The sequence below is a fragment of the Paenibacillus sp. J22P51 genome (assembly GCF_059692215.1).
This window is the reverse complement of record NZ_JCAUAZ010000017.1, coordinates 92,223-116,132: the sequence shown is the minus strand read 5'-3', so window position 1 is coordinate 116,132 and position 23,910 is coordinate 92,223. Positions and strand designations below refer to the sequence as shown.

The following is a 23,910-nucleotide window of genomic DNA, read 5'->3' as shown; positions in this document are numbered from 1 at the left end:
AGCAACCCAAAATTCAAGACGAAACAAGAAGCCCAGCAGAAGCTGTACAGGTATCTTGAGTTCTTTTACAACCGGACAAGGTCGAATAGCACAATTGGTTACATGTCTCCCACCGAATTTGAGCAGCTATACTACCAGCGGGTGGCATAACTTAGGGACGTCCACTTTCTTGACAGAAGAGCAGATTTCCAGTTAGTTTGGCGGAGTATGTGTAACAAAGCTAAAAAGGCACCTAAATCGGGTGCCTTTTTAGCTACGTGGCATGCAATTTTTGCCCAAACTCGGTAGCCGGAGAACATCCCTCCCCTTCTTACCTCGCCGCAGATACCTGCCTACTTTTTAAAACAAATTAATTTCAACTCCGTCAATTCGCGTATAGCATACTTTACGCCCTCACGCCCAGTTCCGCTCTCCTTCACGCCCCCATACGGCATATGGTCTACGCGGAAGGTTGGAATATCATTGATCATGACGCCTCCTACCTCTAATGCTTCGGCAGCCGCAAGCGCAGTTCGAATGCTTTCCGTGTATATGCCAGCTTGAAGTCCATACTTGGAGTCATTCACCATCTGAATGGCTTCCTCTATCGACGCGACTTTATTGATCATCACGATTGGGGCAAACACTTCTTGGCACGATACGCTAGCGGAAGGAGCAACATGAAGCAGGACTGTCGGGTGAACGATATTCCCCTCTCTCTTGTTACCCGTTGCGACAATCGCACCCAGTTTCTCCGCTTCAGCGATCCAAATCATTGCACGCTCAGCGTCTCTTGGGCCGATTAATGCCGACACATCCGTTGCGGAATCCAACGGATCACCTAAATGAAGCTTCTCCGTTTGCGATACGAATTTCCTAACAAATTCATCAAAAAGCTGCTCATGCACATAAATGCGCTGAATTGAGATGCAGACCTGACCAGCGTAAGAAAATGCCCCTGTGACCGCCCTCGCGATCATGGCGTCCACATCAATCCCTTGATCTACTATTAGAGCAGAATTGGAGCCTAATTCTAGAATGACCTTTTTCAAGCCAGCCTTATTACGGATGGCGATCCCGACCTCAGGACTTCCTGTGAAGGTTATCGCCTTAATCCTTGGATCCCTCACCAAGATGTCGCCAATCACACTGCCGCTGCCAGTAATCACGTTTAGTGCTCCTGCCGGTAGACCTGCTTGCTGCATAAGCTCTGCCAAAAACAAAGCAGTTAACGGCGTTTGACCTGCAGGTTTCAATACAATCGTATTGCCTGCAGCGATGGCTGGGCCAACCTTGTGCGCAACCAGATTCATCGGAAAGTTGAATGGCGTAATGGCCGCCACAACCCCTAAAGGCTGATGAATCGTATACGCAACACGACCCTCACCTCCAGGAGCCGCATCCATGGGGATCGTTTCTCCATGAATCCGCTTCGCTTCCTCGGCGGCAAACTTGTAGGTCGCGATCGTTCTCTCTACCTCTGTTCTCGCCGTAGTTATCGGTTTAGCGGCTTCGAGCGCAATCAGACGGGCGCATTCTTCCTTCTTCTCGCGGATCAAAGCTGCCAGCTTCTCCAGAATCGCTGCCCGTTCATGGAACGGCATACGCGCCATGATCGGTCTAGCTCTCTCGGCGGCTTCAATCGCACACTCCACTTCAGCTGCAGCTGCAAATGCGACCTCCGCTATTTGCTCGCCACTGTAAGGCGAGAATAAGGGACGATACTGCTCCGCTTCTACCCAGGCACCATCTAGAAATAGGTGCTTTCTCATGCCTCAATCCCCCTTCCACATTCGTTCATGAAGGCTTACTTGGGTGAATGCACGTTTTGATCGCTTCCTCCAGAACCTCCAAGCCCTCAGCAAGCTGCTCATCGGAAATGACCAGCGGACTTAATATACGAATCACATTACCGTAAATGCCCGCACTCATCACGATAACACCACGTTGATGCGCCTCTTGTATAATCCTGCTCGTCAGTTCTTTATCTGGCATTTTGGACGACGAATCCTTCACGATCTCAATTGCGCACATAGCGCCCAATGTACGTACTTCCCCTATGCAGCCTGCTTCCTGTTGCAGCTGAATAAATCGTTCGCTTACTGCTGCCCCAATCGCTGCTGCACGTTCAGCCAGTCGTTCTTGTTCTAGCATTTCAATGACTTGTAAAGCTGCTACACAGCTGAGCGGGCTGCCTCCATAGGTGCCGCCGATCTCACCGGTGCCTGGTGCATCCATGATCTCCGCCCGTCCAGTCACAGCACTAATTGGGAGCCCTGCGGCAATCGATTTGGACATGGTCATTAAATCAGGTACAACGCCAAAGTGCTCCATCGCAAATAGTTTCCCTGTTCGCCCGAACCCAGTTTGCACTTCGTCGGCAATTAGCAATATTCCGTATTTCTCGCAGATTGCCTTCACACCTTGCACGAACCTGACGGAGGGGATTACAAAGCCCCCTTCGCCTTGAACGGGTTCCATGATGATCGCAGCAACTTCTTCACCAGGAACCTCCGATAAGAAGAAATCCTCGAATTTCTGTAAAAGCTGATCATCCACTTCATCCTGCGTCATGCCGGAAGGAGCGCGATAGTAGTAAGGATAGGGCATTTTGTACGTATCAGGCGCAAAAGGACCGAAGCCATTCTTATAAGGCTTTACCTTACTGGTTAAGGACATCGCCATATACGTTCTCCCGTGAAAGCCACGCTCGAAGGATATCACTGCTCTTCGTCCTGTAAATTTACGGGCAATTTTCACCGCATTCTCAACCGCCTCAGCACCGCTGTTCAAGAAAAATGTTTTCTTCTTATGATTCCCAGGCGTCAACGCATTAAGCTTCTCAGCAAGCAGCACATAAGGCTCATACATCATGACATGAAAGCAAGGATGCAGATAATGATCTAGCTGGTTCTTTAAAGCATCCACGACCTTTGGCGGACAATGTCCGACATTTAAAGAGCCAATCGCACCTGCGAAATCAATAAAGGTATTTCCATCCACATCAGTAAGCAGGGCTCCCTCCCCTTTGGCCGCAAAGGTTGGCACCGTATTGAAAGGACCTCTTGGAATACTCGCCATGCGCCTCTCCAGCAATAACTGTGCCTGTGGCCCCGGAATTGCCGTTTTCATATCAATGAACTTCAACAGTTTCGGGTTCATCTCCATCCCTATACCTCCATTCCATCCAAACCACACCAATGAATCATGGTCAATGCGATGATTTCAGCCACTTCGAACACATGTTCCAAAGCAATATGCTCATTCGGATAATGAGCGACATGTGTGATACCTGGGCCAAAAATGATACAAGGTGTTTCACCAAGCTGCGTAAGCAAACCCCCGTCTGTTCCCCATGGCGATGCCTCAATCGTAGGTTCTTCCTGTTTAACCTCTCGATATTGCTGCATAAGCACCTTCATCAAGGCGTGCTCAGGATCCACGCTGCCCGGCACCCACTGAGCTCCAAACCATTCTACACTAGGCGGATGCTTCTCAAACCAAGGGTCTTTCGCGCTAAGCCTAGCCATCCATTGGCACATTTCCACCTTAGCATCATCAAGCTTTTCCTCGGGGGCAACGCCCATTCGTCCCTCTAGCTTCACCGTGTCCGATACAGACGATGGCCAATTGCCACCTTGAATGACTCCAATATTAATCGGAATCGGAATCGGGTTATTGGCGTACAACGGATCTGAGATCCGGGCATTTCGCTGCTCCTCAAGCTCGCGAATATGCTGGATCACAGCCATACTTTTCTCAATGGCGCTAACGCCCTCGTACCTCGTTCCCCCGTGAGCCGAACGTCCCTTCACCTCAATACGGAACCACATGGAGCCTTGTTGCTTCGGAAATATGCGCATATTCGTAGGCTCGGGGATAAGCGCAGCATCGGCCCGATACCCTTTTACAATGGCAGCCAGTGTCCCTGCCCCACCGCTTTCTTCTTCAATGACGCTTTCAAAAATGACGTCGCCTTTCAACCTCAGTCCGAGACTCTGAACAGCCTCAATAGCCAAAAGCAGAGAGACGTTCCCGCCTTTCATATCCGTTGCCCCGCGACCATACAGCTTCCCGTCAACCACTTTGCCGCTGTAAGGATCATCCTGCCATTGTTCGCGATTTCCTTCTGGAACGACATCCATATGACCATTAAGCAGCAGCGAGCGCCCCCCGCCTGCCCCTTTCAAAACACCAACAACATTGGGACTGCCTATAAAACGGTTTCGCGGGGAACAAAAATAAGGATGCGAAGCAAGCGACCCTCCATCCGGCTCCCACACATCCACGTCGAGCGCCATCTCCCATAATTTATCAGCAATTAAGAGCTGTGCCTCCTTCTCATTGCCCTGCACACTCGGAAGCCTTACCAGCTTCTGCAGTAATTCGATGCCGTCATTGCGATGAAGCCATATCCAGTCGTGAATTTGCTTTTGCAGCTGAGCATTCTCATTAGACAAAGGAAATCCCTCCTTCCGGGTATAGCCAAACACGGTTTTAACCACCGTCTATGGAATGTAAGTAATGTGTTCCGGGATGAGTAAATCTGCTTCCGTATGATTGACAACGTCCTCCACCGTATAGGGCAGCATAATTTCTTTTAAAAGCAAACCTTGCTCCGTAACCTCCATCACAGCCATTTCCGTAATAATCAATTTCACACAAGCTACTGCCGTAAGGGGCAATTCGCATTGTTTTTTAACCTTAGATTCCCCCTGCCGATTCACATGGTTCATCAGAACGATGACTTTTTTGGCTTTCTGGGCAAGTTCCATCGCCCCTCCGATTCCCGCCACACGCTTCCCAGGTACGATCCAATTGGCCAAATCCCCACGCTCACTCACCTCAAGCGCACCAAGTATTGTGATATCGATACAGCCTCTGCGAATCATGGCAAAAGCAATGGAGCTATCGCAGTAGGAAGCACCGCTTGTAATCGTGATGGGATACCCGCCCGCGTTGCAGAGAAAAGCATCTTCTTCCCCTGGAATCGGGCCGCCGCCTGCACCTAAGATCCCATTTTCCGCATGAAATACGACTTGAATGCCTTCTGGCACATAATCCGCGACCTTGGTCGGGATGCCGATACCTAGATTAACAGCCATGCCATCCTTTAGCTCTTGAGCAGCACGTTTTGCTATTCGGTCGCGGGTTTCTTTTCCCATACCCATGCCCAGTTCACCCCTCTGCTCAACATTACCATATCGACGAAAATGCCTGGCGTAACGATACTTTCGGGGTCCAGTTCACCGAGCGGCACAATTTCGTCTACTTCGGCAATGGTTATTTTTCCTGCCATCGCGACCAAAGGATTGAGGTTTCTGCCGCTTTTATCGTAAATGAGATTCCCATAGGGATCAGCCTTTTTCGCATGAACGATGGCGACGTCTGCCGTCAGTGCTGGTTCTACCAGATAGGTTTTCTCGTCGATGGAAACAGTCGCCTTACCTTGCTCCATGATCGTACCGACACCGACATCCACCAATATCCCGCCAAGTCCAACGCCGCCAGCTCGAATTTTTTCACAAAGCGTACCTTGCGGGTAAAAGACGACCTCCATGGTGCCCTGCTCCATCATTTGACCAGCGTTAGGATTTGAACCAATATGAGAAGCGATCACCTTCTTCACGCGACCTGCTGTAACTAAACGCCCAATGCCGATATGGGGAAATCCCGTATCATTCCCAATGAGTGTTAAATCCTTAACACCCTTTTGTAAAATCCCCTCAATTAACGTTGGAGGCGTACCGATGCCGCCAAATCCGCCAAACATTAATGTGCAGCCATTGGTAATCGAAACAAGCGCTTCTTCTAAAGTTCGAACTTTACCACCTGCGACCCCATGTGCATGTTCGTTTGGCATCATCCTATCTCCTCCGTTGCGGATGAGGTCATATCAGCCATGACTTCCCGTATGGACTCTTCCAAAATGTGCACTAGCTGGTCGATTTCTTCCTCGGTTATGACCAAAGGCGGCGCCACAATAATCGCATCCCCTTCCCCATCGACCGCCCCTGCCGCGGGGTAAACAAGAAGCCCTTTATGAAAGGCTTTCTCAATGATCCGTGACGTGACACCTAATCCAGACGGAAACGGCCGCTTGCTGATTCGATCAGCCACAAACTCTAAGGCTAGAAGTAGCCCTTTACCACGTACATCGCCGATTATATCGATCTCTTCCGCCATTTGCTGCAGATGGCCCATCAAATAACCGCCTTTGGTCTTGGCAGCGCTGACTAATTGATGTTTGTCGAGATAGTGAAGAACTGCCAATGATACAGCCGCCGATTGGGGATTCGCACTGTACGTGTGTCCTGACATGATACTTCTGGAGCCTTTCAAAATGGGTTCCATCACATGATCTTTGACAAGCGCTGCTGCCATTGGCGTATAACCGGCGCTCATGCCTTTTCCAAGCGCCATGAGATCGGGTTCAACACCATAGTGCTCCATACCGAACATGGCTCCGGTCCGGGCAATACCAGTCATAACCTCATCGGCGATGAATAAGATCTCATTTTGTTCGCAGATAGACTTGATCTTCTTGTAATAGTCTTCAGGTGGAACAATTGCACCGCCCGCGGCTCCAATGATCGGCTCCGCGATGAATGCAGCGATATGTTCAGCACCGATCCGCTTAATCGCGGTTGCCAAATCGTCCGCACATGCCAAGCTGCATGCTGGAAAGGTCTTACCCAGTGGACACCGATAGCAATAAGGCGGAACGACGACCGGAAAGTCCTCCAATAAAGGAATAAACCGTCTTCTTCGCAGGACATGACCTGACATCGAAAGAGCACCCAATGTGATCCCGTGATAGCTCATTCGCCTTGAAATCACTTTATTTTTGCCCAGCCGCCCTTTCTCTTGCCAATGCTGTATCGCGATTTTCATCGCAGTCTCCGTTGCTTCGGATCCACTGTTCACGAAGAAGGTCCAGTAATCGTTGCCGGGTGCTAAATCGCTTAACTTCTCTGCGAGCTTTTCGGCGGGTTCACTGGTAAATTGGGACCTATAGACAAAAGAGACCTTATTAGCTTGCTCCAGCATCGCATCAATGACTTCTTGCACCCCGTGCCCGATGCCTGCAGTCACAGCTCCCGACGAACCGTCTATATAGGCTTTGCCTTGATCATCGTATAGAAAAACGCCTTTCCCAGATTGAATGGTGGGATAATGGTGATCCAAAATCGGTTTGATGACATGCTCCCGCTTCATACGGCACCCCCACAGATCACTCTCGCTAAGTTTCTACTTCAGAAACATATTCTTTACCCGCGGAGCCTTCAACAGATCTTCATATCGAAAAGCAGTTCCTAACGCGGATACATCATGCCAATATAGCGTCTCTTCGATGTGCTGCGCAGTGCTTTCCAATACATAAGTACGACAGTTGGCGCATTCGATCGCGGGTATTTCCAATATCTGAACCGCCATTCTTCCATTTGGCAGGATCCAGTAGCAATCTTTCACACTTTCACGAATATCTTCCGCATCACACCACATGCAATTCATATGTCCCGATCCTCCTTCATATGGTATAGAACATTCTTCGCCTATCTGTATAAGATGCAAAATAGATGCCAACTTTTCGCAATGGGTATTTGTACAGCTACCAGGTTGAATGTATGGGAATAGCCGCCAAACTTTTGGCAGTATTTATTTTTTTGCAGCAAATTGAGGGTGTTAGGGGGATGCTGAATGCCAAATGAACTGCCGACCTACACGAATCAAATTGTGAACGGCACCGTTTATTCGATCATGATTTGCCTTGATTTTATGAATAAAAGGTTGCGGGTAGATGACTATTTGGGGAATATAGATGCCATTTATGTGCGGATAGTTGAAATTGCTAAAGAACATACCTTGACCAAAGTGTTCATCAAATCAAGAGAGGCTGACTGGCAGCTATTATTATCGAAGGGCTGTATGCTTGAGGGAATTTATAAAGGATATTACAACGGCTGCGACGCTTATTGTATGGCTATGTATAGTGATTTGGAGCGGCGAACCAGCGACTATTGGTTGGAAGAAGATCACATTCTTAAGCAAGTGCTCGCTCTCCCTCTCAAGCCGAATCGGCCATTGGTCCCGAACGACTACACACTGCGAATGGCTCAACTGGAGGATGCTGAACAACTTTCCGATTTATACAGTCACATTTTCCAAACGTACCCGACACCGATGAATGATCCGATATATGTCGAGAAAACCATGCGGGAAGGAACCATTTATTTTCTTGTTGAATCGCAGAATCAGCTGATTAGCGCTGCCTCCGCAGAGATCAATTCGGTCTATGCGAATGCTGAGATGACGGACTGCGCTACTCTACCCGCTTATCGTAATCAAGGACTGATGAGACTGCTTGTGCATGCCTTGGAAGATGAATTACTCGCACGGAAGATCACATGCGCCTATTCCTTATCAAGAGCGCTTTCCTTCGGTATGAATGCCGTTTTCTACCAGATGGGATACCGCTATTACGGCCGACTTACGAAAAATTGTGATATCTATGATAAATTTGAAGACATGAATTTATGGACCAAATCGTTAAAATGAACACCCCCTATCACCATGTATTCCAACTATATGCGTTTCCTTCTAACAGAAGAAGAAATACCAAGCTCTTCCCTATATTTGGTTATGGTTCGGCGGGAAATGTGAATACCTTCCTGCCTCATAAGCTCAGCCAGCTTTTGATCGGAATATGGCTTTTGATGGTCTTCACTGCTGATCCATGCCTTTATTATCTCTTTTACACGCTCAGATGAGGCGGAGTCTCCCCTGTCCATCTGCAATCCCGAAGGGAAGAAGTACTTCAGTTCGAAGATGCCCCAGGGCGTTTGGGCGTACTTCCCTGCCGTAGCGCGGCTAACTGTCGATTCATGAACACCCAATTTATCTGCAATCTGATTTAAGGTCATTGGTTTGAGATGGGCCGTACCCTTCCAGAAAAAATCGGCTTGCTCCTCCACAATAGCCTGCGCTACCCGGTATATGGTCCTACGTCTTTGCTCCAAGCACTTCAAGAAGAATTTCGCGGCATGTAATTTACCTGTGAGGAACTTCGTTACTTCGTTCTTATCACTGTTCTCCAGGACCATACGTTCATAATAACCGTTAATCGCAACTCGGGATGACACTGATTGGTGAAGCAACACAACGAGCTGATCACTCCCCTTCTCGATAATGACCTCAGGTATGATATATTGTATTGCTTCTATATGAAAGACTGCGCCAGGTCTAGGATTCAAACCTTTGATCACATCGATCGCAGCCTGTATTTCTTGTGTGCCCACTCGCAGCGTCGTCGCTAATTTATGAATTCTGTAATCAGCAACATCCTTTAGATGACCACGAATTAATACGGAGACTAATGGAAAGCTATCAGTCATGGACTGGACCTGGAGAAGCAGACATTCCCTCAAGTTTCTTGCTCCTACGCCGCGGGGCTCAAAGCTTTGCAAGATCTTTAGCGCTAGCTCCGCTTGGGCAAGCTCTGTTTTACATACTTCGGAAATTTCATGCAAAGTGGATCCAAGGTAACCATTGTTGTCCAGATTTCCGATCATAAATGAGACTAAATGCCGGATGGAAGGCGATATTTTTTTTACAAAGCTCAACTGCTCCTTTAATTGTCTTTCCAAGGATACCTCGTTAGATGCAGCGGATCGTATAGGGTCATAGATGTGATCACTACTGCTACTGCCAATCCCACGGAATAATTGAGGTTTGGCGTTATTAGCATCCCATTCGTTGCCGGCGAATTCCAATACCGGATTCTCATTGATCTCCTGTTGGACAGCTTCCAGCAATTCTGGTGTCGAAAGCTTGAGGATCGTTATTGCTTTACGCAGCTGAGGAGTCAATCGCATTTTGGCCGTTTGTTGTTGGAACATGCCGTAACCTGGGCGCATGGACATCACCCCCTTTTCGTTGTTGCTTCTATATGTATTCAGCAATGTTACCTTTTAGCAAATTCTATGTATATTGTCTCAGCAGCCCGGACATAATAATTTATGACGGTGACGCAGTGGTGAGGTGTTGTGTCGCAGACAATTTACACAAGGGAATTTGTTATTGAATCCATATGGAGGCGAGGAGATGTGCCGCATACCACTTACTGTAGTACCCGTACTGCAATGATGTGATGAGGTAGTGACCTAGCGAAGTAAGGTTCAAAGCAAGAGTACCAACAATCTACTCACCGTCGAAGAGGACTCCGCAAGGAGTCCTCTTTTCTATTTCCATATACTGGTCCCGAAAATACGGACTAAAGGGATAAGATTTCAACGAATTATTTAGGAACTATCGGAAAGTATGAGGTATATCTACATGAGGATTAGAAATGGTTTCCTTCAAGGTGTGAAGATTACAATTTTGAGCATAGTACTACTTCAAGGAACGTCGGTTCAAGCCGCTGAGAATGTGTCTCCCTCCGTATTTCTAGATGGACATCCGTTATCATTTCAGACACCACCTGTAATTGAAAACGGCTATAGTCTCGTTCCGATGCGTGCCCTATTTGAGGCTGAAGGTGCTAAAATCTCTTGGGATGAGAACACGCGAACAGTTACTGCCGTGAAAGAAGGCACCACAGTTACATACCAAATCGGAGACACGTATGCTTATAAAAATAAAGAGCGGCTAGAGCTGCCCCTACCCGGCAAAATTATTGATGGTTTTACCATGATTCCATTGCGATTTATTAGTGAAACACTAGGAAACCTCGTGAAATGGCATGATTATTCCCGATCGATTACCATTTCATCGGTTCACTCTTATGAAACCACGATCCAATATGGCGTCAACCTGCGTGACTTACCAGGCAAGGATCAGGATTCCCGCGTTCTCCGGATGCTTCCGAAAAGCGATAAAATTCACGTCATCCGAGAAATAAACACGGATTGGCTGGAGGTACAGACCCAAGACGGTACAATTGGTTTCATTTCTGCTGCTTCGATGTATACCGATTACAAGAGCTCGGAGTTAGTAGCGAAGCAAGCGGATGAAATTATCAATTTCGGGTCGAAATACCTCGGAACCCCATACGAATTCGGAGCCGCATCCGGTCAAACGAATACATTCGATTGCTCCTCATTTGTTCAATATGTGTTTAAACACGTGCTATCCATTGATTTGCCACGAGTCTCTTACGACCAAGCACTGGATGGAAAAGTCATCGGGATTAATGAAATTCGTAAAGGCGATCTTCTATTCTTCACAGCTCGCGGGCTCGATATTGGTCATGTAGGCATTTATGCGGGAGATGGTAAGATCCTTCAAACCTATTCCAAAGAGCTTGGCGTTCACTTCACGGATTTCGATGAGAAATGGAAGAAGCGTTTTGTTACAGCTAGGCGATTATTCTAAAAAAAACAAAAAGTCAGTGTTCCCTTTAGTGGGAATACTGACTTTATTCATTAGCTCTCGTGCGCGTATAATCTGTATAACGAAACTTTTGAATGGCAATAATGATGATTTCAAATCAATGAAAGTGATTGGCACAGTTTTAAAAGGAGGTATTGAACATGAAAGTTGTTCTGGGGCTTGTTATGTTTGTTTTGTACGCGTTGGTCACTTTTTTTGGTTTAGGTCCTGTGTTGTTTGCTGATGGCACTACCAAAGAGCGCATGATCACTCTTGTAGTTGTTATTCTCATCTATGTTGTATTAACAACGATCACTTATCTCATTTTCCGCAAAAAATGATAAGCCTTGCTCTCAATCTTTGAACAACTCATCTAGGATCATTTTCCTATTGTCGAGAAATCGTTTCGTAATCATGTAATGCAGCGTTTCCTCATATTGAATTTCACTGATCGGTTGCTCATCAAAATTAAGAATTTGTACATCTGGAAATCCAAGCAGTATCGGAGAATGTGTGGCGATAATGAACTGCGCTTCATTTTCCAAATCCTTAATCACGCGCATTAAGGCCAATTGTCTTGCAGGGGATAATGCCGCCTCTGGCTCATCAAGCAGATAAATCGCCTTTTTCCCAAATCGATGCTTAAAAAGTGAGAGAAATGCTTCACCATGGGATTGCTCATGTAAGGAGCGGCCGCCATAATAGTCCAAGCTTTCAGGCATCGTGTCTAAATAGCTGGCAAAACTATAAAAGGTTTCTGCTCTTAGAAAAAAGCCATTCGTAATTTTGGGCATCCACGAAAGACGTAAATGATCTCCCAGAATAGACTGGGAAGCATCAACATCATAAACATTGTTTCTCCCTCCACTTGCCGTGTTAAATCCGCATTGATACGCAATGGCTTCAAGAATCGTTGATTTGCCCGAACCATTCTCGCCAACGAGAAATGTGACATTCTTCTGAAAAGTAAGCGAAGTCAACGATTGTATAGAAGGGATTGTAAAAGGATATTTATTAGGATCGATATTCTCATTCTTCTGAAGGTCAATTCTTCTCAAGTACACGGTTAGTCAACTCCAATTAAAAACTTCCAATCCATACTTCTATTCTAAAGTTATATTAAAGTTCAATAATCTTGGTTGCTACTTGATTACAAAATTCCCTGTCATGCTCCACAAAGAGCAGGGTTGGTGCGTATTCAAGCAGTAACTCTTCAATCTGCATGCGCGAAATAACATCAATAAAGTTAAGCGGTTCATCCCAGATGTGCAAATGAGCTTTCTCACTTAGACTTTTGGCAATTAGTACTTTCTTCTTCTGGCCGCCGCTGAATGAAGAAATATCCTTTTCAAATTGAACTCTGGCGAAGTCCAGCTTTCTTAAAATTGCTTTAAAGAGACTCTCATCAATCTCATTTTTCTTCGCATAGTCCGTTAAATTACCTTGTAAATGCGAGGTTTCCTGTGAAACATAGGAGATTTGAAGCTGGCTTCCCACTCTGAAAGTACCTGTATAGTTTATGTTCTGACCACATAGTAACTTTATAATACTTGATTTGCCAGATCCGTTTTTACCTGAAAGCGCAATTCGATCACCTTGCTCAATGGTAAAGCTGATATCTTGGCAAACCACCTTCTCGCCATAATAAATCGAAACATGCTCGAGCTCCGCAAGTTGGTTCTTATGATAAGCTAGTTGTGTAATCTTTAAGTCTTCTGCGCTTTCGATATTCTTAAGAAGCTTAGACCTTTCATCAATCGCAGATTGCTGTCGTTGTTCGATGGATTTAGAACGTTTCATCATTTTTGCAGCCTTGTGACCAATATAGCCTTTATCAACCTTGGAACCAGAATTTCTTGAACCGTTTTTTGTTTTCTCGACTTCATGAGACCAGTTGCTTGTTCGTTTAGCAGATTCAGATAATCGTTTAATGTCTTTCTTCAGCTTTTCGTTTTCTGCGAGTTCGAAATGATCTTGTCGCTGTTTATTTTCCCACCAATCGGTAAAGTTGCCTTTTTGAATTTCGATATTCGTCTTATTGATGGAAAGAGTGTGATCAACGCAGTTATCCAGAAACGATCTGTCATGAGACACCAGAATATAACCGCTTTTGGTATTCAGATAATCACTGACCAATTTCCGAGCCTTCATATCCAGATGATTGGTGGGTTCATCAATTAACAGGAAGCTATTCTCCTTAAGAAACAATGCAGCCAGCAACACTTTCGTTTGCTCTCCATTGGACAATGATTCGAAGGGCCGATACAGCACATCCTCAGAGACCTTAAGCAAAGTTAGTTCACGCATTAATTCCCAGTGTTGATAGTCCGGAACAATGTCGTTGATGACATCGAGGGTGTTCATATGTTTATTTTCAACTTGGAAAGGGAAATATTCAAAGCCGACATTCGCAGCAATATGACCGCTGTATTCGTATTTACCAAGCAATAAGTTAAGAAATGTGGTCTTCCCTCTCCCGTTTCTTCCCGTAAATCCTAATTTCCAATCGGTATCGATTTGAAAATTGACGTTTTCAAATATGTTATCGTAGCTGCCATCATAGGCAAACGTTAGGTTTGTTACATTTATTAATGACATGAGTGGATCCTCCAATACTAAGCATGAACTCATCATATCATAATAGGTTTTACCAATTCGAAGTAAAGGATAACTAAAACGAAACTCTCCTTAAACACTTTAATGTTACGAAGGTTCTAGCTTTTTGGTACACGAAAACCTTTAGCTATGAGCCATACCGCTAGTGTCACTTCATAACAGGCAACTGGGATTGCTAGAACGGCTCCCCATGTGGAAAGCTGATCTATGACACTAAACATTTCTAGCAAAGCCGCGATAAATATAAGTGTTGCCCCGGTAAAACCCATATAGGAGATGAATCGGGGGACGAGTTTGGACTTATAGAGTAAATAACTACACATCATCGTATTAATGCCCAACATGAAATTAGGCCCAAGTAAAAACGTCCAGTCATGGATGGCAATAAGAAGTGTACCTGAAGCATGGAACGAGGATTCATTCGGAGCTGCTGTATTTACAAATTCCTGACTTAACGTTAATAAGGCTAGTACGCTGATTATGCCAATCGTAATGATAATGGCTTCTAGGAATCGGAAGCAAACATACCCAAGCGCGATGCTTTCATTGTGCTTTCGGAACAAAGGGAACAACAAGATCGAAGTGCCAATCGCTGAAACGACAAGTGTTAACTCGAATATCGCACCTAGGATAATTTGATCTGCATGTTCAGCACCTTGGATTAGATAATTAGCATCATTTAGAAGCGGATTATACAAAATAAGACCGATGATTGATGTTGCTGTTGCAACAATAAAAAGTATACCTACAAGAATGGCTGTCTTCCTGTTTGCGTTCATTTACTTACCTCCTTTGGATGTACATTCATTTAGACGTACGCTTTCTTCATCCAATCCGTGATGCCCACACCTTCTGATTCATGTAATTCTTCCACATCAGCCATTCTGAGTACCGAACCGTCCTTTATCGCAATGAAGCAGTCAAGTAAGGATTCAATTTCCGCAATCTCATGGCTCGTCATGATGAGTGTCTGCGTTTCCAAATCAACATAGGAAATCATCCCTTTCACAATGGAATCGCGCACCATGGGATCAAGTCCTGATAAGGGCTCATCGATCAGAAGGTAGGGTACTTCTCTGGCCAATGTCAGCATGATTTTTAAGCGGCCGCGGTTTCCTTTGGATAGATTTTTGATTTTCAAATGAGGCTCCAGCTGCATGAATGTCATAATTTCTTGCGCTTTGGTCATGTTGAAATCAGCAAATTGGGAGGCAAGGAATTCCATCGCTTGACCTACTGTGAAGAATGAATAATAGGAACCAAGCTCTGATAAATAGGAAACAACTTTACTTATTCTTCGGTTGGCTTTCTCGCCATTCACCGTTACACTCCCACTCGTTGGAAGCGATAATCCGGAAATGAGATTCAATATCGTAGACTTGCCGCTGCCATTCTCACCCACAATTCCTATGATTTTTCCAATGGGCAGTGTAAATGAAATGTCAGTAACTGCTGTTTGATTGACATACTTTTTAGAAACATTCGTCAATTGAATCACATTACTCATCTCCTTTTTCCGTTTTACTCAAATGATTCTGAACCCCTGAGATGATTTCATGCGTGCTGAAGCCCATTTCTTGCATGACCTGAACAAAGGTAAGGATCTGTTCATTTTTCAAATTTTCTCGTTGCAGGGTTAGATGCCCCTCTTGTTCCGTAACAAAAGTACCATTGCCTCTTCTTGTCTCCAGAATTCCTTCACGCTCCAATTCGCTGTAAGTACGCTGAATGGTGTTTGGATTTACGCTGTATTTCAACCCCATGTCACGAACAGAAGGCAGCTTCTCACCAGCTTTCAATTCATTACTCACAATCTGTCGTTTAATTCGATCGGCTAGTTGGAGATAAATTGGTTTTGAAGCATTAAATTCTTCCATCGTTACACCTCAACTTTGTTGTCAATCATCCATGCTGTTAGTACGAATAATCCAATAATGATAAGAAAGGTATAAACATATTCACCTGCATACGTTTGTATCGGCGATATTGAAAAAGTAGGGAAATCATAGGAAATACCGCCCCATTTGGTCAAGACATGATACAGTACAGTTCTTTCAAATAGCGCATTTATCCAGCCCGGTACGATAACAGCTCCTATTAGAATGAACCAGGTCCAACGTCCAATTCGATTTCTAAGAAAGTGGAAAAGCGCCCAGAGCAAGATTACCCATACACCAAACAGGATCGAAAGCATAATCGTATGGAGCCAAATAAGCAGCCCTGATACCCACGTATCTGTCCAATATGCTTCAATTAAATTGAACTTTGGAATGATTAACAAACCAGACATCACATATAGCATTAGAAGTGACGTAATAAGCATGATCAACCCGTTCAGAATCTTGCTAATTAGCAACATAGCTGCTGGTTGCGGATTATGCAGCCATAAGTGCAGCTGGTTGGCCTCTGATTTAAAGCTGACAAATAGCGTGATTGGCATATATAACACATGAAAAATAACGGCCGCTACCAGCGGGAGAAAAATAAATAGAGTACCCTTTGCTATCATCCCCAGATATAACGTCAGCATGACGATCAAGGCATTCATAACAAGTCCTATGAAAAATAGCGTTCGTGTTAATTTAAAATCTTTTTTGAATAAAGCTACCCATGCCCTCATCCTAATCTCTCCTTCAAATGGAAAAAATATGGCGATAAATTGTATTAATGTCATAATACACTAAGTCAGTATAACAAGTAAATAGACAAAATAAAATCTACAACCCATGTGTTTACATTCAGTTTAAAAAGGTACGTTACAATCAATTCATCAATTGTTATCTAGGAGGAATTACATTGGATTCTTTACAAAAACATACCCAAGGCGATTGGGCCGTCGAAGCGCGGGGACTTGTCAAAACATTTGGAGAAAATCGTGCGGTAGATGGCGTTGATTTGAATGTGAAGGCGGGGACGATTTACGGCGTACTGGGGCCGAATGGGGCTGGTAAAACCACCACAATTAATATGCTGGCGACCTTACTTAGGCCCGATGCAGGTTCAGCCAAAATCTTCGGTTATGATGTCGTGAAGGAATCGCAGATCGTTCGTCAATTGATTGGTGTAACCGGTCAATATGCATCGGTCGATGAGTCGCTTAGCGCAACTGAGAACTTAATCATTTTCTCTCGGCTGCTCGGGCTAAGCCGCAAAGAAGCGCGGCAAAAGTCAGAGGAATTGCTTGAGGAATTTGGCTTGACTGAGGCTGCAAAGCGCCCCTTGAAAAATTTCTCAGGCGGTATGAGACGCCGATTGGATCTCGCCGCGAGTCTTATTGCTCAGCCTCCCCTCATCTTCTTGGATGAGCCAACGACTGGCCTAGACCCGCGTACGCGTTCACAAATGTGGGATACGATTCGTCGTTTGGTCAACACCGGATCAACGATATTGCTTACAACACAATACCTCGAAGAGGCCGATCAACTGGCTGACCGTATCGCGGTCATCGATCGTGGTCGGGTCGTCGCCGAGGGTACGGTAGATGAGCTGAAGGCATCCGTCGGCACCTCCTCGCTGCAGCTAGTTGTTCAGAATCCACTGGACATTGAGCAAGCCCGTCGAACCGTTGAGCAGGTGCTCAAGGTGCCATCCACTTTGGCTGCTGGTAAGATCTCAGCTCCAATGGCGAACGCCGATCTAGTTACTGATCTGCTAATCTCACTCCGCACAGCAGGTATTCACTTGGCCGAGATGAGCGTGCAGAAGCCGACTTTGGACGAAGTATTTTTAACGATAACTGGTCATGGCGTTCAGGAGGACGATTCACAGTCGTCTGATGCAACAAGTATCAAACAGGAGGCAAGAGTATGAGTACATCCATTAAACCCGTTTCCGAACGCCAGCTGAGAAACCACACAAGTTTTCGTCAATCCGTACGAAATTCATTGACTATGGCCTATCGCGGACTACTGAAGATCCGCCGAACACCTGAACAATTATTCGACGTTACACTTCAACCGATCATCTTCACCCTGATGTTTACCTACATCTTCGGCGGCGCCATCTCCGGTGACGTGGTAAGTTATTTGCCTGTCATTATTCCCGGTATTCTCGTACAGACCGTAATCACAACGTCTATCGTCACCGGCGTTCAGCTGCGAGAGGACATGGATAAAGGCGTCTTCGACCGATTCAAATCGCTGCCCATTGCGCGTATAGCTCCTCTCGCGGGAGCCTTGTTGGCAGATACCATTCGGTATACCATTGCGACTGTCCTCACATTTTCCATGGGATTCATCATGGGCTATCGACCTGAAGGCGGCTTGGCGAATGTTGCAATCGCCGCGTTGCTTGTCATTTTCTGCTCATGGGCTATCAGCTGGATCTTCGCTTTCTTCGGCGTCATTGCTCGTACAGCGTCGAGTGTACAGGGGATATCGATGCTCGTTCTGTTTCCGTTAACGTTTCTCTCCAACGCGTTCGTACCGGTAGACACCATGCCTAACTGGCTTCAGTGGTTTGTTAAAATCAATCCGATTTCCCACCTCGTCTCTGCTGTTCGAGAGCTTGCTAATCAAGGTACAGTAGGCTGGGATCTTACGATCTCGCTCTTCGGAGCTGTTGTCATCGTGGCGATCTTTGCACCTATCACGGTTATTGCTTACATGCGCCGCACTTAATAATTTTCAGAAAATTTTTATCTGACAAACGGAAACAAGCCGCCTAATTGGCGGCTTGTTTCTATTCTTTTTGGTCTCTAAACAGGCTTCTTCATTTTCTTATCTATTGGCAACTAACTTACACGAATAATAATCTTCCCCATATGTTGCGCTTCTCCAAAATATCGCAGAGCTTCAGCCACATCATCTAATGGATAATGGCGATCAATAACAGGGACTACTTTGCCAGTTTCAATCAGCTCCATCATCTCATTCTGATCCTTGGCGTTGGGTTTGTGCATCAGGATTCCCAGTTTCTTATTCCCTCTCTTTGAAATCATTGGTCCTAGGATCATGACCTGGAAAATGCGAGACATAGCACCTCCCACCATGACATACTGACCACTGGGACTTAACGCACGTTTACAATCGAAAATCGATCGGTTGCCTGTAATATCGAGTATCAAGTCATACCGCTGCCCATTAGAGGTGAAATCGAGTTTCGTATAATCAATAACTTGGTCTGCACCAATCGCGTGAAGCATAGCCAACTTCCTAGTATGGTCCACAGCAGTCACTTCGGCCCCGATTAATTTGGCTAGTTGTACGGCAAACGTACCCACGCCCCCACCCGCACCATTAATTAATACCTTATGTCCTTTACGTATAAGTCCTTTATCTCGTAATCCTTGCAAGGCGAGAACGGCTGCTTGAGGAACAGCCGCTGCATGCTCAAAGGTTATACTAGCAGGTTTCAAGGATAATGCCTTTTCACCAGCGCAAACATACTCCGCAAACCCACCCCAGCTACATCCGGAAATGTCTCCGAATACCTCATCTCCCGGAACAAACTGTTTCACATTTTTGCCAACTGCTTCAACCCGTCCTGCAATGTCTGCTCCTAGTATGTTGAATTTAGGTTTTACAAAGCCGCCGAGTCGAACTATGTAGGGAATGCCTCTCAGAAGATCCCAGTCCCATGAATTTATGGATGCAGTATGTACTTTGATCAGTACTTCATTATCCTTGGGTTTAGGTTTTTCCACTTCTTCGAGTTTTAGAACGTCAGGCGTGCCGTATGAACGGTATATGATCGCCTTCATGAGGATTCCTCCTTTCTGATATGGTGTTGACTGTATCAGCTTATGTTAGGTTCCCTTATCTAAGTATAATCATAACGATTTGGAAAATCATAGAAGTAAAAAGGCTGAATGAAGGGTCCCCCTTAATCCAGCCTTGCATTCGTAAAGTCTCTTCTCTTTTTCCTCCAACACACCCATGCCAGAATGCCAAGAGACATAATCGCACCAGCTAATCCAAGCACCATGTCCTTATGAGAATCGAAGACATCCCCTTGCATTCCGACATATTCCTCTCCATATTGCTCAGTCACATAAGCAGCACCCATCTCGATAATTTCAAAGCTGGCACTGAAACTGAGAACGACTGCCGCGGGAATGGCATAAGACCAAAATCCACGAATTGCGGCGGCCCGAGTAAGTAATTCACGAAATGGATAGGCCCAGAACAGACCAAAAAAGAAATGGACAACCCGATCATAGTAGCTTCTCTGCGTTTCGAAGGAACCTTTCAGCCACATATCGAACGGTGTCCTTTGATAAGTATAATGGGCACCGTAGGTATGCAAGCAAAGAAAAATGAACATGAACAGGTAGGAAAGGTTGGAGAAGTGAAAAACTTTATACGTAAAAGATAGAACCAGCACCACAGCAATGAGTAACAGGTTCTCCATGAGCCATTGTATCCTGTCCGTTGGTGAAATAGCCGTATATCCCCAATACACTACGAACACGAACATCATCACATGTAAGAACCAATTTCGCGAAAATGGGATGTCGAGCCTCGTTAGCATATCGTTCGTCCCTCATCCAATAAAATTCTAATCATGGTGTCGTCCGACCTTCATTATTCAAATGTGTATGCTTTCATAGTGTTAACAAAGAGATAAGCATTATTCAGATTCTTAAGCAGCTTCGAATCCCATTCATGTAAGATGACCTCATCTTGCTATGCTTTCTTTTTTAACATAAGTGACTCTACCTTCCCGTCTTTGGATGTTGCATTGACGTACAATTCATATTCGCCAGCTTCGTAGAACAAGCCCCATACGCCATCTTCGCCATTTATTTCACTCTTAGGGTTTCCAAGAGCCTTCTTGATTTCAGGCAACGTGTAGTCTACCGAATCTGCGAGAATGCGAATCGCACCGATCCGATTATCAGGCGGCCAAAAATACAATTGATAATGATGCCACCGCTGAAATTCGACTTGCCTCGAACCGATTTCATGAGGTTTCCCCCATTTGGCGAGTACCTCATCCCGTGAAGCGCCGATGCCAAATTCCATTCCTCGAATTTTCCCCATAGCTGCTAGTTCCATAAATTTCGGATCCAACACAATTTTACTCTTCAAATGAGCAATCGTACTTTCGTCCCCAGGCACAGGCTCCTTACCATCAACTAGTGGGAAATTGGAGTAGGAATTCTGAAAGATGACTTCCCTGATCGTCATTCCCGGTATTTCCAACAACAAATAATCGTTGATTAGATCCTTATTGCTATTCGCGGCGTATTGATACGACTGGTACGAGATAACTACTTCTCCTGCAAAATTCGTCAGATCCTCCAACTCGACAGAATCCGAGTATGACGAGGAAGACTTGATCAAAGCATACGTTCGATCACCGAACGTTCGGTATTCTTTTTTCCATTCTGGTTGATTGATTAAGCTTTGAGCCCATTCCCTCACTTCCCCCGGTGCTTGAGCTAGCGAAATTGATATATACATTTCCGTAATTTGATCACCCTGAGGCACGTAATCCATAAAAAAACTAACAAGCCAAATCCCCTCATGCGAATAATCTTTTTTCATTTGGACCATGTACGCATGTTGATCCTCCGTAGTTATAAGTAGAGTGCGGGGATTGACTTGTTTACCTATCGTTTGGAATGTAGCGATTTCCTGATTTAATCGTGAGCGTACGAACTTTTGCAGAACTTTGCTATACGCCTTGTTTTCGGGATTGGCTTGCAGCTCCATCAGCTGATTATCCATGTATTCGAACCCTTCATAACTGTCATGAACTCTTGATAAAATGCGCAGTAAAGTATCCCTATCCTTTAACGATGAGCTTTGTGCAGCAATTGTTGGGGTAGCTGTGGTTTCCAGGTTAGGGGATGGACTCGGCACAGAAATCAAGGTCACCTCTTCCGTTGTCTGACCTCGCCAAATGTAGCCCAAACCAACGCCTACAATCAACACACCTATAAGGCCGATACCCTTTATCCAGCTTCTCATTGCATCCCTCCCGTTCTTTACATATCAATTAGACGTTGGAGCTACAGGAATGTTCTGTCATACTGCGATTCCAGCTTACATAATTTCGTTCGAAATGCATCAAAATAGCCACGAGGTGTCCCGAATGTCAAAAATAAGAAATCGTTATTTCATCATTTGTTCCATGCTGTTGGTTTGCACCCTTTTACACATAAACGCATATGCAGTGGAAGTTGTGGAAGAGCCTAAAAGCCAAACAGATGAGCTCGAAAAACGACTAAAAAGTCTAGAACCGCCACAACCCATGCATATGGATGAACTTCCTTTTGAAACTAATCTCAATAAACGTTATCCTTCTCAAACTGTCCCTATAAGCGAAGTAATTGAAAATGGCACAAAGATCCCATTTACTGTAATAAAAAACCTGCCTGATTATAAAAGACCCGTTTATGAAGAGCATTGGCATAGTACATACTGGGGCGGCAGATGGAGTTATATCCCGTCACGCATGTATTATGCTTCACATCGCATGTTTACCAACTATGATATTGGTCTTTCGGGTTGGATGAACTTCGAGAAAGACATGGGGATTTCCATAGAAATGTTCCAAAATGAGACTGCACTGGACATGTATATCGTAGTTTTTCAAACGGAGATTAGGGATGTTTATACGAAAGGAAATCAAGTGATTGTTGTCGGCAATCCCAAGCGAAATGGTGTAGAAGTCATTACGATTAAAACAGGTGATCTGCAACCCCTAAATAAAAAAGAAATGTTACTAGTCCAATTAGCTACCCCATCTGGCGATGAAATGGATTATTCACTTATCAGTTATGTGCCTCCTGATTTCTGGCTAAAACAGAAAGAGAAGCATAAATAAGCATCAATGAGAACAGCAAAAAGGCGCTATACTAAGCGCCTGATGCATGACGAACTATTTCGGTATTTGCTTTTTCAAAAGCATGATTTGACCGATGTGATAAGCGTTATGAATACACACATTTGAAATCACACCCCACCACTGAGCATTGAAATAAGCAGGTATCCTCTTATCAAGTTTGGCATCTTCACAGTTCGTAATCGCCTCTCTCCATTGTGCGAATCCATCGCTTAACCTCTGAACAGTTTCCTTCCAACTTACTTCATCCCGATTCATGTGCGTCAGTTCAAATGTTTCGTTGTTCGCTATATGCTCTGCATCAAAGGGTTCATCCTTAATAAAACGTTCTAACCACTTCTGATTCCAAAAAATAAGATGGTTCGTGATCTCCCAAATGGATTGTTGGTTGTCATCTAATTTCAAAACAGCCTCATTTACAGAGATATCATTTAAAATCGTTGTCGAAGATTTGAACCAACTCTCATCATTATGGCATGCGGCTAATTGATCGAGTAGGACATGTTTCACACTTGACAGCCTAACCACCTCCACGAAATTAGGACTTCCACCCTAAAATAATTTCAATTTCCAGTTATTACACCCTTCCATTTTACACTTTCTTGACGAATTTATGTTTTAATTAAGTAGTTATCGTATTTTGGGATGAAAAGGAGCGAAACCAAGTGGAAATTAAATCGTTTTTATACCCTAAGGACAAAGTATCTTACCTAACGACTTCTGCTTCAATGAAAGAAGCGATCGAGCGGCTAGAAGCCTGCCATTATACAGCGATTCCGATTATCGACGAGAATGGAAAATACGTCGGCACCTTATCCGAAGGAGATTTGTTATGGAAACTGAAGTGCACGCCCGGCCTAAATTTCGATAATATGGACGAAATTTCAGTTACCGGCATCCGAAAACGGATTTATAATGAGTGCGTCGCAATCGATGCGCATATGGAGGATATGCTTGCCCTCGCCGCTGACCAGAACTTTGTCCCGGTTGTCGATAGCGACCGCGTCTTCCTCGGTATCATCCGACGCAAGGACATTATTGAATACTATACTAGAAATATTACGGATTAATCTCAAAGGAAGAAGCAGTAGGAAAGGGCTCTAATAGCCCATACCTACTGCTTTTTCTTCAAATCATCCCCGATATGCAATG

26 protein-coding genes are annotated in these 23,910 nt (G+C 44.9%); 8 read left to right on the top strand and 18 right to left on the bottom strand.

Translation table 11 applies throughout. The annotated features are described in order from the left end of the window. The coding region (locus tag AC58QC_RS26125; protein WP_497417982.1) for an IS3 family transposase at window positions 1–150 on the top strand (150 nt) is incomplete at its 5' end. Window positions 151–332: 182 nt separating this feature from the next. Here the strand turns inward: AC58QC_RS26125 and AC58QC_RS26120 are convergent. From AC58QC_RS26120 to AC58QC_RS26090, 7 genes are read right to left on the bottom strand one after another with little or no spacing between them, the layout of a single operon-like run. Then, the gene (locus tag AC58QC_RS26120; protein ID WP_497417974.1) at window positions 333–1,751 is read right to left on the bottom strand and encodes an aldehyde dehydrogenase family protein; all 1,419 of its coding nucleotides are present in this window, start codon (window positions 1,749–1,751) and stop codon (window positions 333–335) included. Between the two features lie 25 nt (window positions 1,752–1,776). After that, window positions 1,777–3,141 carry a 4-aminobutyrate--2-oxoglutarate transaminase gene (gene gabT, locus AC58QC_RS26115; protein ID WP_497417981.1) on the bottom strand — a complete coding sequence of 455 codons (1,365 nt, stop codon included), beginning with the start codon at window positions 3,139–3,141 and terminating at the stop codon, window positions 1,777–1,779. 8 nt (window positions 3,142–3,149) lie between these two features. Next, a complete protein-coding gene (locus AC58QC_RS26110; protein WP_497417973.1) occupies window positions 3,150–4,439 on the bottom strand; it encodes a peptidase in 1,290 nt (429 codons plus the stop codon). Between the two features lie 48 nt (window positions 4,440–4,487). Then, on the bottom strand, window positions 4,488–5,150 hold the full coding sequence (locus tag AC58QC_RS26105; RefSeq protein WP_497417972.1) for a 3-oxoacid CoA-transferase subunit B: 663 nt from the start codon (window positions 5,148–5,150) through the stop codon (window positions 4,488–4,490). After that, window positions 5,117–5,842 (bottom strand): CoA transferase subunit A, encoded by a 726-nt coding sequence (locus tag AC58QC_RS26100; RefSeq protein ID WP_497417980.1) that lies wholly within the window; start codon window positions 5,840–5,842, stop codon window positions 5,117–5,119. Before AC58QC_RS26100 ends, AC58QC_RS26105 begins: the two co-directional genes overlap by 34 nt. After that, the gene (locus tag AC58QC_RS26095) at window positions 5,842–7,197 is read right to left on the bottom strand and encodes an aspartate aminotransferase family protein (protein WP_497417971.1); all 1,356 of its coding nucleotides are present in this window, start codon (window positions 7,195–7,197) and stop codon (window positions 5,842–5,844) included. The genes AC58QC_RS26100 and AC58QC_RS26095 overlap by 1 nt, the downstream gene beginning before the upstream one ends. A gap of 33 nt (window positions 7,198–7,230) precedes the next feature. Continuing rightward, on the bottom strand, window positions 7,231–7,494 hold the full coding sequence (locus AC58QC_RS26090) for a YokU family protein (RefSeq protein ID WP_497417970.1): 264 nt from the start codon (window positions 7,492–7,494) through the stop codon (window positions 7,231–7,233). A 186-nt stretch (window positions 7,495–7,680) separates the two neighbouring features. Between AC58QC_RS26090 and ablB the strand changes: the two genes are divergently transcribed. Beyond that, window positions 7,681–8,538: a putative beta-lysine N-acetyltransferase gene (ablB, locus tag AC58QC_RS26085; RefSeq protein ID WP_497417969.1), complete on the top strand. Its 858-nt coding sequence runs from the start codon at window positions 7,681–7,683 to the stop codon at window positions 8,536–8,538. A 26-nt stretch (window positions 8,539–8,564) separates the two neighbouring features. Here the strand turns inward: ablB and rpoN are convergent, their stop codons facing one another. After that, entirely contained in the window at window positions 8,565–9,896 is a 1,332-nt protein-coding gene (rpoN, locus tag AC58QC_RS26080) for an RNA polymerase factor sigma-54 (RefSeq protein WP_497417968.1), read from the bottom strand. A 418-nt stretch (window positions 9,897–10,314) separates the two neighbouring features. Here rpoN and AC58QC_RS26075 point away from each other — a divergent pair, with 418 nt between their 5' ends. Next, complete coding sequence (locus tag AC58QC_RS26075) at window positions 10,315–11,352, top strand: stalk domain-containing protein (protein ID WP_497417967.1); 1,038 nt, start codon at window positions 10,315–10,317, stop codon at window positions 11,350–11,352. A gap of 158 nt (window positions 11,353–11,510) precedes the next feature. Then, window positions 11,511–11,690 carry a DUF6954 family protein gene (locus AC58QC_RS26070; protein WP_497417966.1) on the top strand — a complete coding sequence of 60 codons (180 nt, stop codon included), beginning with the start codon at window positions 11,511–11,513 and terminating at the stop codon, window positions 11,688–11,690. A 12-nt stretch (window positions 11,691–11,702) separates the two neighbouring features. Here AC58QC_RS26070 and AC58QC_RS26065 read toward each other — a convergent pair whose 3' ends face one another. The 6 genes from AC58QC_RS26065 to AC58QC_RS26040 all read right to left on the bottom strand — a co-directional run bounded on the left by AC58QC_RS26065 (window position 11,703) and on the right by AC58QC_RS26040 (window position 16,585). Beyond that, window positions 11,703–12,413 carry an AAA family ATPase gene (locus tag AC58QC_RS26065; protein WP_497417965.1) on the bottom strand — a complete coding sequence of 237 codons (711 nt, stop codon included), beginning with the start codon at window positions 12,411–12,413 and terminating at the stop codon, window positions 11,703–11,705. 55 nt (window positions 12,414–12,468) lie between these two features. Beyond that, window positions 12,469–13,947, bottom strand: coding sequence for an Lsa family ABC-F type ribosomal protection protein (locus AC58QC_RS26060; protein WP_497417964.1), 1,479 nt, complete (start codon window positions 13,945–13,947; stop codon window positions 12,469–12,471). A gap of 116 nt (window positions 13,948–14,063) precedes the next feature. Beyond that, complete coding sequence (locus AC58QC_RS26055) at window positions 14,064–14,744, bottom strand: DUF4386 domain-containing protein (RefSeq protein WP_497417963.1); 681 nt, start codon at window positions 14,742–14,744, stop codon at window positions 14,064–14,066. Between the two features lie 29 nt (window positions 14,745–14,773). Then, window positions 14,774–15,463 carry an ATP-binding cassette domain-containing protein gene (locus AC58QC_RS26050; protein WP_497417962.1) on the bottom strand — a complete coding sequence of 230 codons (690 nt, stop codon included), beginning with the start codon at window positions 15,461–15,463 and terminating at the stop codon, window positions 14,774–14,776. Between the two features lies 1 nt (window position 15,464). Continuing rightward, a complete protein-coding gene (locus tag AC58QC_RS26045) occupies window positions 15,465–15,842 on the bottom strand; it encodes a GntR family transcriptional regulator (RefSeq protein ID WP_497417961.1) in 378 nt (125 codons plus the stop codon). Window positions 15,843–15,844: 2 nt separating this feature from the next. Continuing rightward, the gene (locus AC58QC_RS26040; protein WP_497417960.1) at window positions 15,845–16,585 is read right to left on the bottom strand and encodes a hypothetical protein; all 741 of its coding nucleotides are present in this window, start codon (window positions 16,583–16,585) and stop codon (window positions 15,845–15,847) included. Between the two features lie 176 nt (window positions 16,586–16,761). On the opposite strand from AC58QC_RS26040, the gene AC58QC_RS26035 reads away from it, so the two are divergent. Both AC58QC_RS26035 and AC58QC_RS26030 read left to right on the top strand, forming a co-directional pair. Next, window positions 16,762–17,775 (top strand): ATP-binding cassette domain-containing protein, encoded by a 1,014-nt coding sequence (locus AC58QC_RS26035; RefSeq protein WP_497417959.1) that lies wholly within the window; start codon window positions 16,762–16,764, stop codon window positions 17,773–17,775. After that, complete coding sequence (locus AC58QC_RS26030) at window positions 17,772–18,584, top strand: ABC transporter permease (protein ID WP_497417958.1); 813 nt, start codon at window positions 17,772–17,774, stop codon at window positions 18,582–18,584. Before AC58QC_RS26035 ends, AC58QC_RS26030 begins: the two co-directional genes overlap by 4 nt. A 113-nt stretch (window positions 18,585–18,697) precedes the next feature. Here the strand turns inward: AC58QC_RS26030 and AC58QC_RS26025 are convergent, their stop codons facing one another. From AC58QC_RS26025 to AC58QC_RS26015, 3 genes are all read right to left on the bottom strand, one after another. Further along, a complete protein-coding gene (locus tag AC58QC_RS26025; protein WP_497417957.1) occupies window positions 18,698–19,666 on the bottom strand; it encodes an NAD(P)-dependent alcohol dehydrogenase in 969 nt (322 codons plus the stop codon). 122 nt (window positions 19,667–19,788) lie between these two features. Next, window positions 19,789–20,436 carry a DUF2238 domain-containing protein gene (locus AC58QC_RS26020; protein ID WP_497417956.1) on the bottom strand — a complete coding sequence of 216 codons (648 nt, stop codon included), beginning with the start codon at window positions 20,434–20,436 and terminating at the stop codon, window positions 19,789–19,791. Window positions 20,437–20,591: 155 nt separating this feature from the next. After that, on the bottom strand, window positions 20,592–21,881 hold the full coding sequence (locus AC58QC_RS26015) for a DUF4309 domain-containing protein (protein WP_497417955.1): 1,290 nt from the start codon (window positions 21,879–21,881) through the stop codon (window positions 20,592–20,594). Window positions 21,882–22,005: 124 nt separating this feature from the next. Between AC58QC_RS26015 and AC58QC_RS26010 the strand changes: the two genes are divergently transcribed. Next, on the top strand, window positions 22,006–22,740 hold the full coding sequence (locus AC58QC_RS26010) for a hypothetical protein (protein WP_497417954.1): 735 nt from the start codon (window positions 22,006–22,008) through the stop codon (window positions 22,738–22,740). 54 nt (window positions 22,741–22,794) lie between these two features. Here AC58QC_RS26010 and AC58QC_RS26005 read toward each other — a convergent pair whose 3' ends face one another. Then, window positions 22,795–23,268, bottom strand: coding sequence for a DinB family protein (locus tag AC58QC_RS26005; RefSeq protein WP_497417953.1), 474 nt, complete (start codon window positions 23,266–23,268; stop codon window positions 22,795–22,797). A 155-nt stretch (window positions 23,269–23,423) separates the two neighbouring features. Here AC58QC_RS26005 and AC58QC_RS26000 point away from each other — a divergent pair, with 155 nt between their 5' ends. Further along, window positions 23,424–23,828: a CBS domain-containing protein gene (locus AC58QC_RS26000; protein ID WP_497417952.1), complete on the top strand. Its 405-nt coding sequence runs from the start codon at window positions 23,424–23,426 to the stop codon at window positions 23,826–23,828. Window positions 23,829–23,910 lie beyond the last annotated feature (82 nt).

Coding starts and splice junctions, on each gene's coding strand:
- AC58QC_RS26010 (WP_497417954.1), top strand. CDS start 22,006: ATGTCAAAAATAAGAAATCGTTATTTCATCATTTGTTCCATGCTGTTG.
- rpoN (WP_497417968.1), bottom strand. CDS start 9,896: ATGCGCCCAGGTTACGGCATGTTCCAACAACAAACGGCCAAAATGCGA.
- ablB (WP_497417969.1), top strand. CDS start 7,681: ATGCCAAATGAACTGCCGACCTACACGAATCAAATTGTGAACGGCACC.
- AC58QC_RS26045 (WP_497417961.1), bottom strand. CDS start 15,842: ATGGAAGAATTTAATGCTTCAAAACCAATTTATCTCCAACTAGCCGAT.
- AC58QC_RS26060 (WP_497417964.1), bottom strand. CDS start 13,947: ATGTCATTAATAAATGTAACAAACCTAACGTTTGCCTATGATGGCAGC.
- AC58QC_RS26100 (WP_497417980.1), bottom strand. CDS start 5,842: ATGCCAAACGAACATGCACATGGGGTCGCAGGTGGTAAAGTTCGAACT.
- AC58QC_RS26040 (WP_497417960.1), bottom strand. CDS start 16,585: ATGAGGGCATGGGTAGCTTTATTCAAAAAAGATTTTAAATTAACACGA.
- AC58QC_RS26070 (WP_497417966.1), top strand. CDS start 11,511: ATGAAAGTTGTTCTGGGGCTTGTTATGTTTGTTTTGTACGCGTTGGTC.
- AC58QC_RS26090 (WP_497417970.1), bottom strand. CDS start 7,494: ATGAATTGCATGTGGTGTGATGCGGAAGATATTCGTGAAAGTGTGAAA.
- AC58QC_RS26105 (WP_497417972.1), bottom strand. CDS start 5,150: ATGGGTATGGGAAAAGAAACCCGCGACCGAATAGCAAAACGTGCTGCT.
- AC58QC_RS26075 (WP_497417967.1), top strand. CDS start 10,315: ATGAGGATTAGAAATGGTTTCCTTCAAGGTGTGAAGATTACAATTTTG.
- AC58QC_RS26025 (WP_497417957.1), bottom strand. CDS start 19,666: ATGAAGGCGATCATATACCGTTCATACGGCACGCCTGACGTTCTAAAA.
- AC58QC_RS26020 (WP_497417956.1), bottom strand. CDS start 20,436: ATGCTAACGAGGCTCGACATCCCATTTTCGCGAAATTGGTTCTTACAT.
- AC58QC_RS26055 (WP_497417963.1), bottom strand. CDS start 14,744: ATGAACGCAAACAGGAAGACAGCCATTCTTGTAGGTATACTTTTTATT.
- gabT (WP_497417981.1), bottom strand. CDS start 3,141: ATGAACCCGAAACTGTTGAAGTTCATTGATATGAAAACGGCAATTCCG.
- AC58QC_RS26015 (WP_497417955.1), bottom strand. CDS start 21,881: ATGAGAAGCTGGATAAAGGGTATCGGCCTTATAGGTGTGTTGATTGTA.
- AC58QC_RS26120 (WP_497417974.1), bottom strand. CDS start 1,751: ATGAGAAAGCACCTATTTCTAGATGGTGCCTGGGTAGAAGCGGAGCAG.
- AC58QC_RS26030 (WP_497417958.1), top strand. CDS start 17,772: ATGAGTACATCCATTAAACCCGTTTCCGAACGCCAGCTGAGAAACCAC.
- AC58QC_RS26095 (WP_497417971.1), bottom strand. CDS start 7,197: ATGAAGCGGGAGCATGTCATCAAACCGATTTTGGATCACCATTATCCC.